The organism is Solimonas soli DSM 21787 (assembly GCF_000474945.1).
GTDB classification, from domain to species: Bacteria; Pseudomonadota; Gammaproteobacteria; order Nevskiales; family Nevskiaceae; genus Solimonas; species Solimonas soli.
This window is the reverse complement of record NZ_AXDW01000001.1, coordinates 432,481-451,048: the sequence shown is the minus strand read 5'-3', so window position 1 is coordinate 451,048 and position 18,568 is coordinate 432,481. Positions and strand designations below refer to the sequence as shown.

Annotated in this window: 17 protein-coding genes and 1 tRNA gene; 15 read left to right on the top strand and 3 right to left on the bottom strand. The window is 67.4% G+C overall.

Annotation, left to right across the window (positions count from 1 at the left end; translation table 11 throughout):
• Window positions 1–124: 124 nt before the first annotated feature.
• From hflK to K344_RS0102120, 6 genes are all read left to right on the top strand, one after another.
• On the top strand, window positions 125–1,258 hold the full coding sequence (hflK, locus tag K344_RS0102145; protein ID WP_028079294.1) for an FtsH protease activity modulator HflK: 1,134 nt from the start codon (window positions 125–127) through the stop codon (window positions 1,256–1,258).
• Window positions 1,255–2,121 carry a protease modulator HflC gene (gene hflC, locus K344_RS0102140; protein WP_028079293.1) on the top strand — a complete coding sequence of 289 codons (867 nt, stop codon included), beginning with the start codon at window positions 1,255–1,257 and terminating at the stop codon, window positions 2,119–2,121. The genes hflK and hflC overlap by 4 nt, the downstream gene beginning before the upstream one ends.
• Complete coding sequence (locus K344_RS0102135) at window positions 2,118–2,309, top strand: DUF2065 domain-containing protein (RefSeq protein WP_028079292.1); 192 nt, start codon at window positions 2,118–2,120, stop codon at window positions 2,307–2,309. Before hflC ends, K344_RS0102135 begins: the two co-directional genes overlap by 4 nt.
• A 10-nt stretch (window positions 2,310–2,319) precedes the next feature.
• Window positions 2,320–3,300 (top strand): ATP phosphoribosyltransferase regulatory subunit, encoded by a 981-nt coding sequence (locus tag K344_RS0102130; protein WP_051361781.1) that lies wholly within the window; start codon window positions 2,320–2,322, stop codon window positions 3,298–3,300.
• A 150-nt stretch (window positions 3,301–3,450) separates the two neighbouring features.
• The gene (locus K344_RS0102125) at window positions 3,451–4,743 is read left to right on the top strand and encodes an adenylosuccinate synthase (RefSeq protein ID WP_028079290.1); all 1,293 of its coding nucleotides are present in this window, start codon (window positions 3,451–3,453) and stop codon (window positions 4,741–4,743) included.
• Window positions 4,744–4,891: 148 nt separating this feature from the next.
• Window positions 4,892–7,402 (top strand): TonB-dependent receptor, encoded by a 2,511-nt coding sequence (locus K344_RS0102120; protein WP_043113611.1) that lies wholly within the window; start codon window positions 4,892–4,894, stop codon window positions 7,400–7,402.
• Between the two features lie 131 nt (window positions 7,403–7,533).
• Here the strand turns inward: K344_RS0102120 and K344_RS0102115 are convergent.
• Window positions 7,534–7,618 (bottom strand) — tRNA-Leu (locus tag K344_RS0102115).
• Window positions 7,619–7,701: 83 nt separating this feature from the next.
• On the opposite strand from K344_RS0102115, the gene rnr reads away from it, so the two are divergent.
• The 9 genes from rnr to alr all read left to right on the top strand — a co-directional run bounded on the left by rnr (window position 7,702) and on the right by alr (window position 17,555).
• Window positions 7,702–10,071 (top strand): ribonuclease R, encoded by a 2,370-nt coding sequence (rnr, locus tag K344_RS19710; RefSeq protein WP_245586073.1) that lies wholly within the window; start codon window positions 7,702–7,704, stop codon window positions 10,069–10,071.
• Window positions 10,068–10,763, top strand: a complete 696-nt coding sequence (locus tag K344_RS0102105; RefSeq protein ID WP_028079288.1) for a YiaD family glycine zipper/OmpA-like lipoprotein — start codon at window positions 10,068–10,070, stop codon at window positions 10,761–10,763. The genes rnr and K344_RS0102105 overlap by 4 nt, the downstream gene beginning before the upstream one ends.
• A 126-nt stretch (window positions 10,764–10,889) precedes the next feature.
• Window positions 10,890–12,785 (top strand): esterase-like activity of phytase family protein, encoded by a 1,896-nt coding sequence (locus K344_RS22715; protein WP_051361779.1) that lies wholly within the window; start codon window positions 10,890–10,892, stop codon window positions 12,783–12,785.
• 113 nt (window positions 12,786–12,898) lie between these two features.
• Window positions 12,899–13,651: a 23S rRNA (guanosine(2251)-2'-O)-methyltransferase RlmB gene (gene rlmB / locus K344_RS0102095; RefSeq protein WP_028079287.1), complete on the top strand. Its 753-nt coding sequence runs from the start codon at window positions 12,899–12,901 to the stop codon at window positions 13,649–13,651.
• 169 nt (window positions 13,652–13,820) lie between these two features.
• A complete protein-coding gene (rpsF, locus tag K344_RS0102090; RefSeq protein ID WP_028079286.1) occupies window positions 13,821–14,225 on the top strand; it encodes a 30S ribosomal protein S6 in 405 nt (134 codons plus the stop codon).
• 3 nt (window positions 14,226–14,228) lie between these two features.
• Window positions 14,229–14,459, top strand: coding sequence for a 30S ribosomal protein S18 (gene rpsR, locus K344_RS0102085; RefSeq protein WP_028079285.1), 231 nt, complete (start codon window positions 14,229–14,231; stop codon window positions 14,457–14,459).
• A 12-nt stretch (window positions 14,460–14,471) separates the two neighbouring features.
• Entirely contained in the window at window positions 14,472–14,933 is a 462-nt protein-coding gene (gene rplI / locus K344_RS0102080; protein WP_028079284.1) for a 50S ribosomal protein L9, read from the top strand.
• Window positions 14,934–15,057: 124 nt separating this feature from the next.
• Window positions 15,058–16,431, top strand: a complete 1,374-nt coding sequence (gene dnaB / locus K344_RS0102075) for a replicative DNA helicase (protein WP_028079283.1) — start codon at window positions 15,058–15,060, stop codon at window positions 16,429–16,431.
• Entirely contained in the window at window positions 16,428–17,555 is a 1,128-nt protein-coding gene (gene alr, locus K344_RS19700; protein ID WP_051361778.1) for an alanine racemase, read from the top strand. Before dnaB ends, alr begins: the two co-directional genes overlap by 4 nt.
• Here alr and K344_RS19695 read toward each other — a convergent pair.
• Both K344_RS19695 and K344_RS0102060 read right to left on the bottom strand, forming a co-directional pair.
• Window positions 17,535–17,810 carry a hypothetical protein gene (locus tag K344_RS19695; protein ID WP_043113481.1) on the bottom strand — a complete coding sequence of 92 codons (276 nt, stop codon included), beginning with the start codon at window positions 17,808–17,810 and terminating at the stop codon, window positions 17,535–17,537. The genes alr and K344_RS19695 overlap by 21 nt on opposite strands.
• Window positions 17,811–17,860: 50 nt before the next feature.
• Window positions 17,861–18,538: an FHA domain-containing protein gene (locus K344_RS0102060; protein ID WP_028079282.1), complete on the bottom strand. Its 678-nt coding sequence runs from the start codon at window positions 18,536–18,538 to the stop codon at window positions 17,861–17,863.
• Between the last annotated feature and the right edge of the window lie 30 nt (window positions 18,539–18,568).

Here is an 18,568-nt window from a genome sequence, read left to right as displayed (position 1 = left end):
GCCGGGAGACTGCGCATAACCGCTGGCGGCAGGACGCCGAGACTTTCGGCGATGAAGCCGCCGCTCCTGTCCGCACGCTGACGACGCGGGCCGTTGCACGAAACTATCAGCTTAGGAGTCTTCAATGGCTTGGAATGAGCCCGGCCCGGGCCGCGACCCGTGGAATCAGGGGCCGAAGCGCGGCGAGCGCGGCCAGAATCCGCTCGACGACACCCTCAAGCGTTTCAGGGAGCGCTTCGGCGGCAAGGGCGGCGGTGGCGGCGGTTCGTCGGCGAAGCTGCCGGCCGGCCTGTTCGGTCTCGGCGCGCTGGCCATCGTGGCGCTGTGGATCGCCTCCGGCTTCTATTCGGTCGACGAGCAGGAGCGCGCCGTCGTGCTGCGCTTCGGTCATCACGTCGGCACCACGAGCCCCGGCCTGCACTGGCATCTGCCGTGGCCGGTCGAGACGGTCGAGATCGTCAACGTCACCGGCGTGCGTTCGGTGCGCGAGGAAGCGACGATGCTGACCAAGGACGAGAACATCGTCGACGTCGAACTCTCGGTGCAGTACCGCGTCTCCAAGGTCGAGGACTACGTGTTCCAGATGACCGAGCCGGACCTGACGCTGAAGCAGGCGACCAAGGCCGCGGTGCGCGAGGTCGTCGGCCAGAGCACCATGGATTTCATCCTCACCGAGGGACGCGAGGAAGTCGCCGACGAGACCAAGCGCCTCCTGCAGGAACGTCTCGACGAATACAAGGCCGGCCTGGTCGTCACCGAAGTGAACCTGCAGCAGGCGCAGCCGCCGGAGCCGGTGCAGGCCGCGTTCGCCGACGCGATCAAGGCGCGCGAGGATCAGCAGCGCGTCAAGAACGAGGCGGAAGCCTACGCCAACGACCGCCTGCCGCGCGCGCGCGGCGCGGCGGCGCGGCAGATCGCCGAAGCGACCGCCTATCGCGATCAGGTCATCGCCAAGGCCGAGGGTGATGCGGCGCGCTTCAACCAGCTCGTCACCGAGTACCGCAAGTCGCCGAAAGTCACCAAGGACCGTCTCTATCTGGACATGATGCAGAGTGTGCTCGGCGGTTCCAGCAAGGTGCTGCTCGATGTCGACAAGGGCAGCCCGATGATCTACCTGCCGCTCGACCAGATTCTCAAGAACGCGCAGAGAGGCGGCGAGACGGATTCGTCGACCGACTATTCGAACGCGCCGTCGAGCGCGCCGCGCAGCGGCTCGTCCGCCGACGGCCAGCGTTCGCGCGACCGGAGCCGCCAATGAAGAACTCGACCCTGGCCATCATCGGCGTCGTGCTGCTCGCCATCTGGACGATCAGCAACGCCTTTTTCGTGGTCGACCAGCGCGAGCGCGCGGTGCTGTTCCAGTTCGGCGAACTGCGCGGCGAGAACTTCGCGCCGGGCCTGCACGTCATGGTGCCGTTCATCCAGCGCGTGCAGACCTTCGACGGCCGCGTGCTGACGCTCGACAACCAGACCGAGAACTTCCTCACGGTCGAAAAGAAGAACGTCGAGGTCGACTACTACGTGAAGTGGCGCATCGCCGACGCCGCCACCTATTACCGTGCGACCAACGGCCAGGAACTGGTGGCCATGGACCGCCTCGCCAGCATCGTCAACCGCGGCCTGCGCGACGAGTTCGGTTCGCGCACCATCCAGCAGGCGGTGTCGGACCAGCGCAACGCGATCATGGCGGCCCTGCGCGACAGCGTCGGCGGCAAGGTCAAGGATCTCGGCATCAGCATCGTCGACGTGCGCATCAAGTCGATTAACCTGCCGCAGTCGGTCAGCGATACGGTCTACGAGCGCATGCGCTCCGAGCGCTCGCGCGTCGCCACCGACCTGCGCGCGCGCGGCGCCGAGGAAGCGGAAAAGATCCGCGCGACCGCCGACCAGGAAGCGCAGGTCACGCTCGCCAACGCCTACAAGGCGGCCGAGGAACTGAAGGGCGCCGGCGATGCCAGGGCCGCCGAGATCTATGCCAAGGCCTACGGCCAGGATCCGGAGTTCTACAACTTCTACCGCACCCTGAACGTCTACCGTGACAGCCTCGGCGGGCAGGGCGACGTCATGGTCCTGCAGCCGGACAGCCCGTTCTTCAAGTACTTCAAGAACGGCGCGCCGTGAATCTGGATTGGACCGAGCTGGTGCGCGCACTCGCACTGGTGATGGTGATCGAAGGCCTGCTGCCGTTCGCGGCGCCGTCACAATGGCGGCGCACGCTGTTCACGATTGCGCAGATGGAAAACCGCAACATGCGCGTGATCGGCCTGCTCAGCATGGTCGCCGGCATCGCGGTCCTGCAGTTCGTTTGAGATACCCGAAATGAAGAAGTGGATGCTGCCGAGCGGCGTCGAGGAGGCCCTGCCGCCGATCTCGTGGCAGCTCGAGGACCTGCGCCGCAGGCTGCTCGATCATTACCGCAGGAGCGGCTACGAGCTCGTCCATCCGCCGCTCATCGAGCATCTCGACGCGCTGCTGACCGGCACCGCGCAGGACCTCGAGGCGCAGATGTTCACGCTGACCGATCCGGCCAGCGGCCGCCTGCTCGGCCTGCGCGCCGACATGACGCCGCAGGCCGCGCGCATCGCCGCGCGCCACTATGGCGACCAGGACATCGTGCGGCTCTGCTATATCGGTACCGTGCTGCGCTCGCAACCGGACAGCCTCGGCGGGCCGCGTTCGCCCCGTCAGGTCGGCTGCGAGATTTTCGGCGAGCCGGGACTTGCCGCCGACATCGAAGTGCTGCGCGTCATGCTGAAGACCCTGAAGCTGGCCGGCGTGAAGAACGTGCACGTCGATCTCGGCCACGTCGGCATCTATCGCGCCGTGGTCGCCCGCCTCAAGCTCGACGCCGACGACGAAGCGGCACTGTTCGACATCGTGCAGCGCAAATCGACGCCCGACCTCGAGGAGTTCGCCCGCGCGCGCCGGCTCAAGCCGGCGATCGCCAATCTGATGGGCGAGCTGATCGAACTGAATGGCGCGCCGGACGAGGTGCTCTGCCGCGCGCGGACCGTGCTGAAGGGCGCCGGCCCCGAAGTGGAGGCTGCGCTGGCGCTGCTCGAGCAGACCGTTGCCGAGCTGGGCCGCGAGAAGCCGAAGCTGCCGGTGCACGTCGATCTCGCCGAACTGCGCGGCTACCGCTATCACACCGGCATGGTGTTCGCCGCCTTCGTGCCCGGCCACGGCCGCGAGATCGCGCGCGGCGGCCGCTACGACGGCGTCGGCCACGAGTTCGGTGCGCCGCGACCGGCCACCGGCTTCTCGGCCGACCTCAACGAATTGCTGCGCCTGGGCGCGTAAAATCCGCGCGCTGCGAGCGCGCCACCAGTAAGTGAAAGGAAGTTTCTATGGGTAAGACCGTCGTCGTCATCGGAGCGCCAAGGCCGTGTCTCGACGCGGCCGTCAGACAATTCGGGGCGTTTTTGCCCCGTTGCGCGCTGGAGATGAATCATGGGTAAGACCGTCGTCGTCATCGGCGCGCAATGGGGAGACGAGGGCAAGGGCAAGGTTGTCGACCTGCTCACCGACCGCGTGCAGGCCGTCGTGCGTTTCCAGGGTGGCCACAACGCCGGCCACACGCTGGTCATCAACGGCGTGAAGACGGCGCTGAACCTGATCCCGTCGGGCATCATGCGGCCCGGCACGGCCTGCCTGATCGGCAACGGCGTCGTGCTGTCGCTGCCGGATCTGGTCAAGGAAATCGAGAAGGTCGAGGCGACCGGCGCCTCGGTGCGCGATCGCCTGCGCATCTCGGAGGCGGCGCCGCTGGTCCTGCCGGTGCACGCCAGGCTCGACCAGGCCCGCGAGCGTGCGCGTGGCGATGCCAAGATCGGCACGACCGGCAAGGGCATCGGCCCGGCCTACGAAGACAAGGTGGCGCGCCGCGCGGTGCGCGTCGGCGACCTGTTCTCGCGCGAGCTGCTGGCCGCCAAGCTCGGCGAGCTGCTCGGCTATCACAACTTCGTGCTGCAGAACTATTTCAAGGAAGATCCCGTCGACTTCCAGCAGACGCTCGACTCGCTGCTCGGCTACGCCGACATCATCAAGCCGATGGTGGCCGACGTCACCGAGCTGCTGCGCCTGCACCTGAAGCGCGGCGACAATGTGCTGTTCGAAGGCGCGCAGGGCGCGCTGCTCGACGTCGACCATGGTACCTACCCTTATGTGACCTCGTCGAACACCACGGCGGGCGGCGCGGCGACCGGCACCGGCGTCGGGCCGCGCGAGATCGACTACGTGCTCGGCATCGTCAAGGCCTACGCGACGCGCGTCGGCTCCGGGCCGTTCCCGACCGAGCTCGACAACGACATCGGCCAGCATATCCGCGACAAGGGCGCCGAATACGGCACCGTCACCAAGCGTCCGCGCCGCTGCGGCTGGTTCGACGCCGTCGCCGCGCGCCGCTCGATCTTCAACAACAGCGTCACCGGCCTGTGCGTGACCAAGCTCGACGTGCTCGACGAGCTCGACGTGATCCGCATCTGCACCGGCTACAAGGTCGACGGCAAGCCGGTCGAAGTGCCGCCGATCGGCGCCGAGGGCTTCGCCCGGGTCGAGCCGATCTACGAGGAGCTGCCGGGCTGGAAGGCCAACACCTACGGCGTGACCCAGTACGAAGACCTGCCGGAGAAGGCGCGTCTCTACCTGAAGCGCGTCGCCGAGGTCACCGAGACCGAGATCGCGATCATCTCGACCGGCCCGGACCGCGAGCACACGATGGTGCTGCACAACCCGTTCGACTGACCAATAGCGGGGCGGCTGCCGGCAGCGGCAGTCGCCATGTCTCCCCAGTTCGGGGGAGGCTCGTTTCCCTCGAAATTCCGACATTGCGGATACCGGAAATGTCGGACAAGCGCCGCCAGTGCGCCTTGGGGGAGATATGCGAAAGAGCGTGCCGCGTCTCAGCGGTCTGTTGTGCGCATCCTTGCTGATCGGCGAAGCGGCGGCGCAGGACGTCGCCACGCAGGCCGAAGTGCCGCTCGACACCATCCCACTGTCCAGCGCCGCGCCGCCGACCCCGGCGGCCGAGCGCGCCGCTGATCCGGCGGTGATCGAAGAGATCATCGTCACCGCGCAGAAGAAGGCGGAGTCGATCCAGAACACGCCGATCTCGATGTCGGCGTTCAACGAGCAGATGCTGCAGGAACGCGGCATCGATGGCGTCGACAAGCTGCAGGGCAATGTTCCGGGCCTGTCGGTCGAGCCGTTTCCGACCAGCAACTCGACGCTGCGCATGTTCATCCGCGGCGTCGGCCTCAGCGATGCGCAGGTCACGCAGGATCCGGCCGTCGGCGTCTACGTCGATGGCGTCTACGTGGCGCGTTCCTCGGGCCTTGCGCTCGAAGTCGCCGATCTGCAGCGCATCGAAGTCCTCAAGGGCCCGCAGGGCACGCTGTACGGCCGCAACACGACCGGCGGCGCGATCAACCTGATCACCAAGAAGCCGGACCCGAGCGCGTTCTGGACGCAGTTCAGCGGCAGCGCCGGCGATCGCGCGCTGTTGAGCGGCAAGGGCACGATCAACGTGCCGCTCGCCGGCGACGCCGCCGTGAAGCTCGGCGTGCTCGCCAAGCACCGGGACGGCACCATGGAGAACACCGGGCCCGGCGGCGACTTCGGTGATCGTGAAGCACTCGGCCTGCGCTTCGACGCGCGCTGGGTGCCGACCGACTGGCTGCAGATGGACTACGGCTTCGACCTCACCAACGTCGACGCGCGCGCGCCGATCGCGCAGGCGGTGCTGCCGCCCGACGCCGACAAGGGCACGGCGAACCTGATCAAGGAATACGCCGAGCTCAACACCGTCTATTCATCGCGGCGTCTCGACCATCTGGCGACCGGCATGCCGCTCGAACAATCGACGACGCGCGTCAGCGGGCATGCGCTGACGCTGACGCTGCCGTTCGATGGCCATGAGCTGAAGTACATCGGCGCGTACCGAAAACTGGACGATCAGTACTACGCCGATCTCGGTGGTGGCGCCGGCTCGACGGACTTCCGCCTCGACAGCAACCGCTACGATGGCCCGGCCGCGATCGTCGCCTGCGGCGGTCCGACGCCGCGGGTGATTCCGCGTCAGCGGCAGGACCAGTGGTCGCACGAACTGCAGCTGAGCGGGCATCTGTTCGAAGAGCAGCTCGATTACATCGTCGGCGGCTTCCTGTTCTCCGAGCACGCGACCGATCGCACGCCGTTCAGTCACCAGGCCAGCTCGGGCCTGTTGCCGGCGCAGCTCGGGCCGCTGTACGCGATGTTCCCGGGGCTCGTCAACGACGTTGCGACGCTGGCAGGGCCGCGCATCGTCACCTTCAACATGCGTGACTACGGCGCCGACAACCGCGCCAATGCGCTGTACGGCCAGCTGACGTGGACGCCGGACATCCTCGAACAGCGCCTGCACCTGACCGGCGGCTATCGCCGTTCGCAAGATCGCCGCGAGGCCTCGAAGTCGTACACGCAGGACAACTATCTGGAAGTCGACATCAACGGCATCGGCACCGCGCAGAAGCTGAGCAGCGCCGAAGCGTTCGACGATGTGCGCGGCGAGCGCAGCTATTCCAACGACAGCTATTCGCTGATCACGCAGTTCGATCTGCGCAGGGACATCCACTTCTACGCGAAGTATGTCGAGGGCTATCGCAGCGGCGGTTTCAATCTGCGCGATCCGCAGATATCGGGCGCGTCAGGCCCGGCATCGGACGGCACCAACTACGGCTACGGCTTTACCGACGGCTTCGCGCCGGAATACGTGAAAACGACAGAGCTGGGCATGAAGAGCGACTGGCTCGGCCGGCGCCTGCGCATCAATGCCGACGTGTTCTGGACCGACTTCGATGACATGCAGATCAACTTCCTGATCCCCGGCACGCTCGGCGACACCAAGGCGACCAATGCCGGCCGCGCTCGTATCCGCGGCGTCGAATTCGAAGGCGTGCTGGCGATCACCGGCGGCCTGCGCCTGTCGATCGACTATTCCTACCTCGATGCCAAGGTGCTCGAAGTGACCGATGCCACGGGCGCGAACGTTGCCGGCCAGTACCCGTTCCCGTCGGCGCCGAAAAACTCCGGCGTCGTCGCCCTCGACTACACGCTGTATCGCGCGAGCTGGGGTCAGCTGCGCGGTTCGACCAACTACATCTACATGGGCTCGCGCAACGGCGGCGGCCTGCCGGGCCGCTCCGATCTCTCGTATCTGCCGTCGTGCGGCATCTTCAGCACGCGGCTGGCTGTCAGTGGCATCGCGCTGGGCCGCGGCACGCTCGAAGTGGCGGCCTTCGCGCGCAACCTGCTCGACAAGGATTACGTCACCGAAGCGATCCCGACGCTGCCGCACACCGACCGTGCGGTGTTCTGGGGCGAGCCGCTGACCATCGGCGCGGAGCTGAGCTATGCCTGGCAATAAACCCGCGGATGCACAAGCCAAAGAAGGCAGCGCCGCCACGATGCCGCTACAATGCCGCGCGTCGGCATCTGGCTCGCGGTTCGCAAAAGCCATCGAGCACAAAAAAACCGGCTTGCGCCGGTTCTTCTGTTTGGTGCCGAGAAGAGGACTCGAACCTCCACGGTGTTACCCGCCAGTACCTGAAACTGGTGCGTCTACCAATTCCGCCATCTCGGCATGAGAGGCTGCGCCGCCGCATCGTCAACACTTGCGGTCGGCGTCAAGGGCGCGCATTGTGGCGACGCCAACTACCTTTGTCAATGAAAAGAACGAAGTCCAAGGACAACCCCAAGTCGGCGCCCCGCGCCGCAAAATCCGCCGGCCAGGCTGGCCGCGACTGGCAGCAGCACGATGCGGACTACGCGCAGGAACAGACGCGCTACGCCGATCCGATCCCCAGCCGCAAGCTGATTCTCGACATGCTGGCGCAGCACGAAGGGCCGCTCACGCTCGACGAGCTGATCGGCATTTTCGAGCTGCACAAGCTCACGCAGCAGGAGGCGCTGTCGAAGCGCCTCGTGGCCATGGTTCGCGAGGGCCAGCTCGCGGTGAACCGCCGCGGCGCCTACGGGCCGGTGACGCAGATGAATCTCGTCGCCGGCAGCGTGCAGGCGCATCGCGACGGTTTCGGCTTCCTGATCCCCGACGCCGGCGGCAAGGACGTGTTCCTCGCGCCCAAGCAGATGCGCTCGCTGATGAACGGCGACCGCGTGCTGGTGCGCGTCGTCGGCCTCGACTACAAGGGCCGGCCGGAAGGCGTGGTCGCCGAGGTCATCGAGCGCGTCAGCCGCAGTGTCGTCGGTCGCCTGCACGTCGAGCGCGGCGTGTCCTACGTCATTCCCGACAATCCGCGCGTGCAGCAGGATCTGCTGATTCCGGCGGATGACCTGGCCAGGGCGGGCGCCCGGCACGGCCAGATGGTCGTCGCCGAAATCGTCGAGCCGCCGGGCAACCGCACCCTGCCGGTCGGCCGGATCACCGAGATTCTCGGCGAGCATCTGGCGCCGGGCATGGAGATCGAGGCGGCGATCCGCGCGCACAGCCTGCCGCACGACTGGCCCGCCGCCGTCGAACGCGAGGCCGCGGCGATTCCCGATACCGTGCAGCCCGGGCAGATCGAGGGGCGCGAGGATCTGCGCCAGCTGCCGCTGGTGACGATCGACGGCGCCGACGCGCGCGACTTCGACGACGCCGTGCACGCGCGCCGCGAGAAGCGCGGCGGCTGGACGCTGTGGGTGGCGATCGCCGACGTCTCGGCCTACGTGACACCCGAGGCACCGCTCGACAAGGAAGCGTTCAAGCGCGGCAATTCCGTGTACTTCCCGCAGCGCGTCATCCCGATGCTGCCGGAGAAGCTGTCGAACGGCCTGTGCTCGCTCAACCCGGACGTCGACCGCCTGTGCATGGTCTGCGAGATGCGCGTGCTGCCGGACGGCGAGATCGCCAAGTCGCGCTTCTTCGAGGGCGTCATGCGCAGCCACGCGCGGCTGATTTACGAAGACGTCGCCGAAATGCTCGACGATCCCGCCGGCGCCAAGGCCCGGCAGCGCGCGGCCGTCCTGCCGCATCTGCAGGTGCTCAGCGAAGTGTTCGACGCGCTGTTCGCGGCCCGCTCGCGGCGCGGCGCCATCGACTTCGAATCGACCGAGACCAAGATCGTGTTCTCCGGCGAGCGCAAGATCGACCGCATCGTGCCGGTCAAGCGCAATCGCGCGCATCGCCTGATCGAGGAATGCATGGTCGCCGCCAACGTCGAGGCGGCGAAGCTGGTCGAGAAGGCCAAGCTGCCGAACCTTTACCGGATTCACGAAGACCCCGATCCGATGAAGGTCGACACGCTGCGCGAGTTCCTGGCGCTGAAGGGCCTTTCGCTCGGCGGCGGCGACAAGCCGAAAGCCGGCGACTTCGCGAAAGTGCTGGAACAGGCCCGCGGCCGGCCCGATGTCCTGCTGATCCAGACCGTGCTGCTGCGCACGCTGATGCAGGCTCGTTACAGCCCGGGCAATGTCGGCCACTTCGGCCTGGCGCTGACGCACTACGCGCATTTCACCTCGCCGATCCGCCGTTACCCGGATCTGCTGCTGCATCGCGCCATCAAGCATGCGATCGCCAAGCGCCGGCTGCTGCGCAGAAAACCGGATTTCATCTACACGCAGGAACAGATGGAGGCCTTCGGCACGCATTGCTCGATGACCGAACGTCGCGCCGACGAAGCGACGCGCGAAGTGACGACCTGGCTCAAGTGCGAGTACATGAGTCACCATGTCGGCGACGAATTCGACGGCACCGTGTCGGGCGTCGCGCCGTTCGGCCTGTTCGTCGAGCTCGACGGCCTCTACGTCGACGGCCTCGTGCACGTCTCGACGCTGAAGAACGACTACTACGAGTTCGACGACCGCACGCACCGTCTGCGCGGCGGACGCAATGGCATGAGTTACGGCCTCGGCGACCGCCTGCGGATCAAGGTGGCGCGCGTCAATCTCGACGAACGCAAGATCGATCTGGAGATGATCCGCCAGCTGGCGAAGGCGCCGCGCGCCAGGGGTGACGTCCGTTCAGATTCGCTTCAGCGCAACGACCCACAATCGCGGCCATCGAAGTCGCGTTCCGCCAAGAGGAAATCCCGATGAAACACCTGCGTATGGCCGTGCTCGCCACGGTGACGGTCATGCTCGCCGCCTGCGCGACCGATGATCCGAACCGCCGCGCCAAGACCGGCGCGGTGATCGGCGGTGTCGCTGGCGCCGTGCTCGGCAACAACGTCAGCCATGCGACCGGCGCGCCGATCGTCGGCGCGGTGATCGGCGCGCTCGCCGGCGGCGCGGTCGGCAACTACATGGATCGCCAGAAGGCCGAGTTGAACCGCCAGCTCGCCGAGGAACAACGCAACAACGAGCTGCAGATCACGCAGCTGTCCGACGGCTCGCTCAAGGTCGGCATCGCCAGCGACGTCAGCTTCGATCTGAACAGCGCGCAGCTGCGTCCCGAGGCGCTCGATACCTACGCCAAGATCGGCAGCATCCTGAAGAGCTACGACAAGACCGTCATCCACGTCGTCGGCCACACCGATACGACCGGCAGCGACGAGTACAACCTGCGCCTGTCGGCGAGCCGCGCGGCATCGGTGGCTTCGTATCTGGCGAGCCAGGGTGTGCCGAGCCAGCGCATGCGCCAGGAGGGCCGCGGCGAGCGCGAGCCGCTGGTGCGCACCGGCGACAACGTCAACGAGCCGCGCAACCGCCGCGTCGACATCGTCATCAAGCCGGTGGTCGAGGGTCAGGAGCAACAGGCCTGGGCACCGCCGCCGTATCTCGGCGGCTGAGCGGCGCCCCGCTCGCATTCCGAAGCCCCGTGCCTGCACGGGGCTTTTCTTTTGCTTGTCGCAGGACTGTCATCGGCGAGGTTTAGGTTCTCCGATTCCATTGCGTGCACACGGATAGGGAGTCCGATGAACAAGAAGATGACGGCCGTCCTGCTGACGGCGGCCCTGCTCGCGGCCTGCAGCGACGACAAGAACCAGGGGCCCGTGCTGTCCGGCAAGCTGATCGACGCGGCCGTCGGCGGTCTGGCCTACGACAGCGGCAGCCAGCAGGGCACGACGGAGGCGGACGGTACCTTCCATTACCGCCAGGGCGAGACCGTCACGTTCAAGCTCGGGGGCCTCGCCATCGGCAAGGCCGCCGGCAAGGACATGCTGCTGCTGCGCGAACTCGACGGCGGCAGCGACGCCAATGCGCTGCCGAACCAGCGCACCGTCAATCTCGCCGTGCTGCTGCAGACGCTCGATGCGAACGGCGATCCCAGCGACGGCATCGCGATCAGCGCGGCGGACAGCGACAAGCTCAAGAGCGCCAGCCTGCCCGATCCGGGCCAGGCCAGCGATGCCTTCGCCAGCGCGCTGGCCGGCGTGCTGAGCGCCGCCGGCATCGACCGCGACATCCAGGACGCCGCCGTCGCGCGCGACCATCTGCTGGTCGCCGAGGCGCAGGCCAAGGGCAGCGTGACGGTGCCGGTCGGCGACGCCGTGTTCAGCTCGATCCAGCGCTATGTGGTGCCGGACCAGCGCGTGCCGTACACCGGCAATGACGCGGGCATCAAGGCGGCCTATCCGGACGGCTTTCCGCTCGCCGTCGGTTCGAGCCTCAACTTCCTGTCCAAGGCCGCGGACGGCACGCTGAGCTTCTACGGCATCACCGATCGCGGTCCGAACGGCGATTCGCCGGCGCTGACCGACGGCACGCCGACCAAATCGTTTCCGGCGCCGGCCTTCGCGCCGACCATCGTCAAGCTCACGGTCAAGCCCGACGGCGTGACGATCAGCGATCGGCACGAGCTCAACGTCGCCGGCACCGTGATCACCGGCCTGCCGCTGCCGGTCGGCGACGTCGGTTCGACCAGCGAAGCGGCGCTCAGCGAAACGCTGCTCAAGCTCGATCCGGCGACCGATGCGAACGGCCTCGACACCGAAGGCATCGTCAAGGACCCCGACGGCACGCACGCCTGGATTTGCGACGAGTACGGTCCGTTCGTGGCGAAAATCGAACTGGCGACCGGCAAGATCGTCGCCAAGTACACGCCGGGCACCGAACTGCCGGCGATCATCGCCAAGCGCCAGGCCAACCGCGGCTGCGAGGGCATCGCCCTGACGCCATCCGGCAAGCTCTACCAGATGATCCAGAGCACGCTCGACATCAAGAAGAACACGGCGCTGTTCACGCGCATCGTCGAGATCGACAAGGGCAACGAAGCCGCGCCGGCGACGCGGATGTTCGCGTACCCGATCACGCCGGCCGACTGGCAGGACGGCAAGGCCGGCAAGGCCAAGCTCGGCGACATGGTGGCGATCGACGACACGCACTTCCTGGTCATCGAGCAGGGCACCTTCGCCGACAACAAGATCCACAACAAGCTGTTCCTCGTCGATCTCGGCAAGGCCACCGACCTCAGCGGCGTGCAGGTGAACGGCAAGGAGCTCGAAACCCTGACGACGCCGGCGCAGCTGGCGGCGGCCGGCGTGGTCACCGCCAGCAAGTATCTGATCGCCGACTTCAAGGATTACGGCTGGCTGATCGAGAAGGCCGAGGGTCTGGCGCTGATCGACGATCAGACCATCGCCCTGATCAACGACAACGACTTCGGCGTCGCCGTCGAAGCCCGCGACGGCGACGGCCAGCTGGCGGACGACGTGACGGCGCTGACGGTCGACGATGCCGGTCACGTCAGCGATGCGGACGGCACGACGTACACGTACAGGATCGTCGCCAACAAGCCTTACGAGCGCCACACGCAGCTGTGGGTCTTCAAGCTCGCCAAGCCGGTGCTGCAGTTCCAGCCGGCCGGCTGAGCGCGCGCCGCGCAGGCCGCCGTCCGCGAGGACGGCGGCCTTTTCCTTGCCCGCAGCATCGGCCCGGCGAATTCTGGGACAATGCGCGCTTCTCATCCGGCAGCGAGCGGCTCGTGGCGAAATCGACTTTGATCGGCGGCTTTCACGCGGTGATGGCGGCGCTCGAGGACGCGCACGACAAGCCCTTCGAGATTCTGCTCGCCGACACCCGCAAGGACGATCGCGCGCGGCGCGTGCAGGCGCTGGCGCGGCGGTTCGAGGTGCGCCTGCGCGTCGTGCCGCGCGCCGATCTCGACCTCAAGGCGCCGGAGCTGCGTCACCAGGGCGTGCTCGCCTACGTGCCGGAGAAAGCCTTCGACGCCGAGGACGCGCTGTACCAGCCGGCCGAGCCGGAGCGCTGGTTCCTCGCGCTCGACGGCGTGCAGGACCCGCACAATCTCGGCGCCTGCCTGCGCACGGCGGAAGCGGTCGGCGTGTCGGCGGTGATCATCCCCAAGGATCGCAGCGCCAGCCTGACCGCCGCCGCGCGCGCCGCCGCGGCCGGCAGCGCCGAGCGCGTGCCGCTGGTCGCGGTGACGAACCTGTCGCGCACGCTCGAGCGGCTCAAGGAGCTCGGCTACTGGACGACCGGCCTCGCCGGGGAGGCCGGCGAAACGCTCTACGACGTCGATCTGACCGGGCCCACCGTGCTGGTGATGGGCGCCGAGGGCGAAGGCCTGCGCCGCCTGACGCGCGACACCTGCGACCGCCTGATCAAGATCCCGATGCTCGGCAAGACCGAGAGCCTCAACGTCTCGGTCGCCGCCGCGGTCTGCCTGTACGAGGCCTTCCGCCAGCGACGGCAGCCGGCGCGGCACCGGAAATAGGCGCGCGCTGCGGCCTGAGCTTTGATTTCATTGCAATAGCGCGTCGATTCCCCTAAGATGCGCGCCCCTCGTGCCGTTCCGGCGCGGGATTCACTTGCTCCACGCCATCGCCGCGCCGCGGCCGGACGGGAGCCATCGGCATCACCGCCGGTGTCCACAAGGAGTTGCGATGCGTCACTATGAAATCGTCGTCATGGTGCATCCGGACCAGAGCGAACAGGTCCCGGCCATGCTCGACCGCTACAAGAACATGATCCAGGCCGGCGGCGGCAAGGTTCACCGCCTCGAGGACTGGGGCCGCCGTCAGCTGGCGTATCCGATCGCCAAGGCGCACAAGGCCCACTACGTGCTGCTCAATGTCGAGATCAACGATACCACGCTCGCCGAGCTCGAGAACGCCTTCCGCTTCAACGACGCCGTCATCCGCAAGCTGGTGATCCGCACCGAAGCCGCGGTCAGCGAGCAGTCGCCGCTGTTCAAGGCGCCGGAAGAAGAGAAGAAGGCGGGCGAGTTCCGTTCGCGCAACAACGATGCGGACGCGACCGAAGAAGCGAACGCCGAGGAAGGAGTCTAAGCCATGGCACAGCAATTCTATCGTCGCAAGAAGTCCTGCAAGTTCAGCTCCGACAAGGCGCCGAAGATCGACTACAAGGATCTGGCGATGCTCAAGGGCTACATCGGCGAGAACGGCAAGATCGTGCCGGCCCGCATCACCGGCACGCGCACGCGCTACCAGCGCGAGCTCGCCCTGGCGATCAAGCGCGCGCGTTTCCTCGCGCTGCTGCCGTACACCGACAAGCACCTGTAAGGGGAACCAGCAATGCAAGTGATTCTGCTGGAAAAGATCAAGAAGCTCGGCGATCTCGGCGACACGGTGAACGTGAAGCCGGGCTTCGGCCGCAATTTCCTGCTGCCGCAGGGCAAGGCGCTGGCCGCCACCGAGGCCAACCGCAAGGTGTTCGAGGCGCGCAAGGCCGAGCTGGTGCGCAAGGCCAGCGACAGCATCAACGCCGCCAAGGCCCGCGCCGAGCGGCTCGCCGGCAAGACGCTGACGATCAAGGTGCTGGCCTCGGAAGAAGGCAAGCTGTACGGCTCCGTCGGTCCGGCCGAGATCGTGCATGCCGCCGAGGCCGCCGGCCTCGATCTGCACAAGAGCGAGATCGACCTGATCAGCGGCCCGATCCGCGCGCTCGGCAGCTACGAGATCGGCGTGCGCCTGCACACCGAAGTCGAGACCAGCCTCACGGTCATCGTCGAAGAGGACAAGCCGCAGGGCCGCTGAAGCCGCTGCGGTTTCGTGGTCCCGAACCGGCCCGCCTCGCGCGGGCCGGTTCGTTTCCGGCGCCGCCGATTTTCGCGCGGCGCGGCGTTCGGCGGCGTGCAAACGCTGCATAATCGGCAGGTCGATGAGCACCCCCCTCAAACTTCAGCAGCAGCCCAAGGCGCCTCCGTATTCGGTCGAGGCCGAACAGTCCGTGCTCGGCGGCCTGATGCTGGAGAATCGCTGGTGGGACGATCTCGCCGACAAGCTCGGTGCCGACGATTTCTACCGCGAGGACCACCAGCTGATCTTCCGCGCGATCGCCGAGCTGGCGACGGCGCACAAGCCCTGCGATTTCGTCACGCTCGCCGAACACCTGAAGGCGCGCGGCCAGCTCGAGGATGCCGGCGGCCTGGCCTATCTCGGCACCCTGGCCAACGACACGCCGAGCGCGGCGAACGTCATGGCCTACGCCGAAATCGTCCGCGAGCGTGCCGTGCTGCGTTCGCTGGCGAGCGTCGGCGGCGAGATCGCCGAGCTCGGCTACCGGCCTGAAGGCCGCGAATACGCCGAGCTGCTCGATCTCGCCGAGCAGAAGGTCTTCAAACTGCGCGCCAAGGCCGATCGCACGAAGAGCGACTACTACGCGATGCCGGGGCTGATCGACGCGCTCGAGAAGAAGATCGAGTTCCTGCGCTCGAACCAGGGCCAGCTCGCCGGCCTGCCGACCGGCTTTTCCGATCTCGATCGCAGCACGACCGGCTTCCACCCTGGCGATCTGGTGATCCTTGCCGGTCGTCCGTCGATGGGCAAGACCAGCTTCGCGCTGAACGTCGCCGAGCACGTGGTGATGTACGAGAAGAAGCCGGCGCTGGTGTTCAGCATGGAAATGCCGGCCGAGCAGCTGGCGCTGCGCATGCTGTCCTCGTTCGCGCGCATCCCGATGGGCAAGCTGCGCAGCGGCGAGCTCGACGACCGCGACATGGACCGTCTCGTCTCGCAGAGCGGCTTCCTGCGCGAGGCGCCGCTGTACATCGATGAGACCGGCGCGATGTCGCCGCTCGACGTGCGTGCCCGTGCGCGCCGCGTCAAGCAACGCCACGGCCTCAGCCTGATCGTCGTCGATTACATCCAGCTGATGCAGATTCCCGGCAACAAGGAAAACCGCACCAACGAGATTTCCGAAATCTCGCGCAGCCTGAAGGCGCTGGCCAAGGAACTCGAGGTGCCGGTGATCGCGCTGTCGCAGCTCAATCGCGGTGTCGAGCAGCGCGACAACAAGCGTCCGCGCATGGCCGACCTGCGCGAGTCCGGCGGTATCGAGCAGGACGCCGACCTCTGCCTGTTCATCTATCGCGACGAGGTCTACAACAAGGATTCGCCGGACAAGGGCACGGCCGAGATCATCATCGCCAAGCAGCGCAACGGTCCGCTCGGCACGGTGAAGACGGCGTTCTTCGGCGAATACACGCGCTTCGAGAATCTCGCGCAGGGCTACGGTTTCGACCCGGGCGAATGATTCCACGCGTCACGGCGACGATCGACCTCGCGGCGATCCAACACAATCTGCGTGTCGTGCGCGGCCTCGCGCCGCGCTCGCGCGTGATGGCGGCGGTCAAGGCCGACGCCTACGGCCACGGCGCCGTGCCGGTGGCGCGCGCGCTCGAAGCGGCCGGCGTCGATGCGCTGGCGGTCGCCTGCCTCGAGGAAGCCATGGAGTTGCGCCAGGCGCATCTGCTGACGCCGATCGCCCTGCTCGAAGGCGTGATCTCGCACGAGGAGGCGGCGCTGGCCGTCTACGAGCGCCTGCAGGTCGTGGTGCACGACCACTGGCAGATCGCCCTGCTCGAGGCGCTGCCGGACAGTGCGCAGCTGTCGCTGTGGTTCAAGCTCGACAGCGGCATGCACCGGCTCGGCTTTCCGCTCGCCGACGTGCCGCGGCTGGTCGCCGTGCTGCGCCGCCACCCGAACTGGAAGCTGGAAGGCTGGATCACGCATCTGGCCTGCGCCGACGAGCCGGACAGCGATTTCACGCCCACCCAGATCGCGCGCTTCAATGACGCGCTGGCGGGCGTCGCCGGGCCGCGCTCGATCGCCAACTCGGCCGGCATCATCGGCTGGCCGCAGGCGCGTACCGACTGGGTGCGGCCGGGCCTCGCGCTGTACGGCTGCTCGCCGCTGCCGCAGGTGACGGCGGCGGCGCTGGGCCTGAAGCCGGCGATGACGCTGGAAAGCCGCCTGATCGCGGTGCGCGAGTATGCGGCCGGCGAGGGCATCGGCTACGGACGTCGCTATGTCTGTCCGGAGCGCATGCCGATCGGCGTGGTGGCGATCGGCTATGCCGACGGCATGCATCGCGCCTTCGCCAACGGCACGCCGGTGATCATCGGCGGCCGTCGCGTGCCGCTGGCCGGCCGCGTGTCGATGGACATGATCACCGTCGATCTGCGCGCCGTGCCGCAGGCCGAGGTCGGCGACGCGGTGCAGCTGTGGGGGCGCGACCTGGCGGCCGAGGAAGTTGCCGGCTATGCCGGCACGCTGGCCTACGAACTGTTCTGCGGGCTCACGCAGCGCGTGCATTTCCGCCACCTCGAGCCGACGGCGGCGGCCGTCGAGGCGCGCTCAACGCAGCGCGGGCGATAGCTGGCGCAGCGCCGCGGCGGTGCCGGCCGCGCCGGTACGCCGCAGGTCTTCCTGCGAGAAGCTCTGTCCCGGCGCCGGCACACAGTCGTCCTTGCCGCGCCTGATGCGGCTGCCGGTTTCCTGCAGGCAGTTCGACTTCGCCGTCGCCGTCGCCGTGGCCTGGATCCTGGCCTCGCTGGCCGCCTCGTCGGCGAGCGCCACGGCGGACACGCCGACGGCGATCGCCAGCGCGATGATCGAAATGCGGGTATTCACGGCAGCCTCCTGGTCGAGCCGGCGCGCGCGGCGCCTGAACGAAAGGACCGTCAGCCGGTGACGAAGTTCATCTGCGTGCCGAGCAGCTCGATGACGTCGCCGGGGCTCAGGCGCCGCGCCTGGGCGTTGATCTCGGCGCCGTTGACCAGCGCGCGCTTGGTGCCGGTGTCGCTGCCGACGTGGACGATGTAGTAGCCGTCGGCGCGGCGCGTGATGGCGGCCACCTGCACGCCCGGCTTGCCGATGGTGGTCAGCGCCTTCGACAGCTCCAGCTCCTTGCCGGCGTTCGGGCCGCTGACGACGCGCAGCTTGCCGAGCAGCGGCTTGGCCGGCGGCGCCACCGGCGCCGAGGCGGTCGCCGCCTGCACCTGCGATTCGAAGGCCGCGCCGAACTGGCCCGGCTTGAGGATCATGGTCTTCTCGAAATCGTCGTCGGCGCCGGCTTCGGCCTCGTAGCGCAGGACATTGCGGCCGATGGTGATCTCGTCGCCGTGCGTCAGCGGGTGCTTGCTGATGGTGCGGCCGTTGACCTGCGTGCCGTTGGTCGAATCGAGGTCCTCGAGAAACGAGTCCTTGAGGATGGTGATGATGATCGCGTGGCGGCCGGATACCGCCTTGTCGTTGAGCGCGATGTCGTTGTCCGGATGGCGCCCGATGCTGACGCGCTCCTTGACCAGCGCGAATTCCTGCTTCTGACCGCTGCCGTCGGTGACGATGAGCTTGCCCATATGCTTCGAACCCCAGAGAACGCTGCCAGA

Excerpts from the sequence above, each read along its gene's own strand:
- hflK (WP_028079294.1), top strand. The coding sequence starts at position 125 with ATGGCTTGGAATGAGCCCGGCCCGGGCCGCGACCCGTGGAATCAGGGG.
- hflC (WP_028079293.1), top strand. The coding sequence starts at position 1,255 with ATGAAGAACTCGACCCTGGCCATCATCGGCGTCGTGCTGCTCGCCATC.
- K344_RS0102130 (WP_051361781.1), top strand. The coding sequence starts at position 2,320 with ATGAAGAAGTGGATGCTGCCGAGCGGCGTCGAGGAGGCCCTGCCGCCG.
- K344_RS0102125 (WP_028079290.1), top strand. The coding sequence starts at position 3,451 with ATGGGTAAGACCGTCGTCGTCATCGGCGCGCAATGGGGAGACGAGGGC.
- rnr (WP_245586073.1), top strand. The coding sequence starts at position 7,702 with ATGAAAAGAACGAAGTCCAAGGACAACCCCAAGTCGGCGCCCCGCGCC.
- K344_RS0102105 (WP_028079288.1), top strand. The coding sequence starts at position 10,068 with ATGAAACACCTGCGTATGGCCGTGCTCGCCACGGTGACGGTCATGCTC.
- K344_RS22715 (WP_051361779.1), top strand. The coding sequence starts at position 10,890 with ATGAACAAGAAGATGACGGCCGTCCTGCTGACGGCGGCCCTGCTCGCG.
- rpsF (WP_028079286.1), top strand. The coding sequence starts at position 13,821 with ATGCGTCACTATGAAATCGTCGTCATGGTGCATCCGGACCAGAGCGAA.
- rpsR (WP_028079285.1), top strand. The coding sequence starts at position 14,229 with ATGGCACAGCAATTCTATCGTCGCAAGAAGTCCTGCAAGTTCAGCTCC.
- rplI (WP_028079284.1), top strand. The coding sequence starts at position 14,472 with ATGCAAGTGATTCTGCTGGAAAAGATCAAGAAGCTCGGCGATCTCGGC.
- dnaB (WP_028079283.1), top strand. The coding sequence starts at position 15,058 with ATGAGCACCCCCCTCAAACTTCAGCAGCAGCCCAAGGCGCCTCCGTAT.
- alr (WP_051361778.1), top strand. The coding sequence starts at position 16,428 with ATGATTCCACGCGTCACGGCGACGATCGACCTCGCGGCGATCCAACAC.
- K344_RS0102060 (WP_028079282.1), bottom strand. The coding sequence starts at position 18,538 with ATGGGCAAGCTCATCGTCACCGACGGCAGCGGTCAGAAGCAGGAATTC.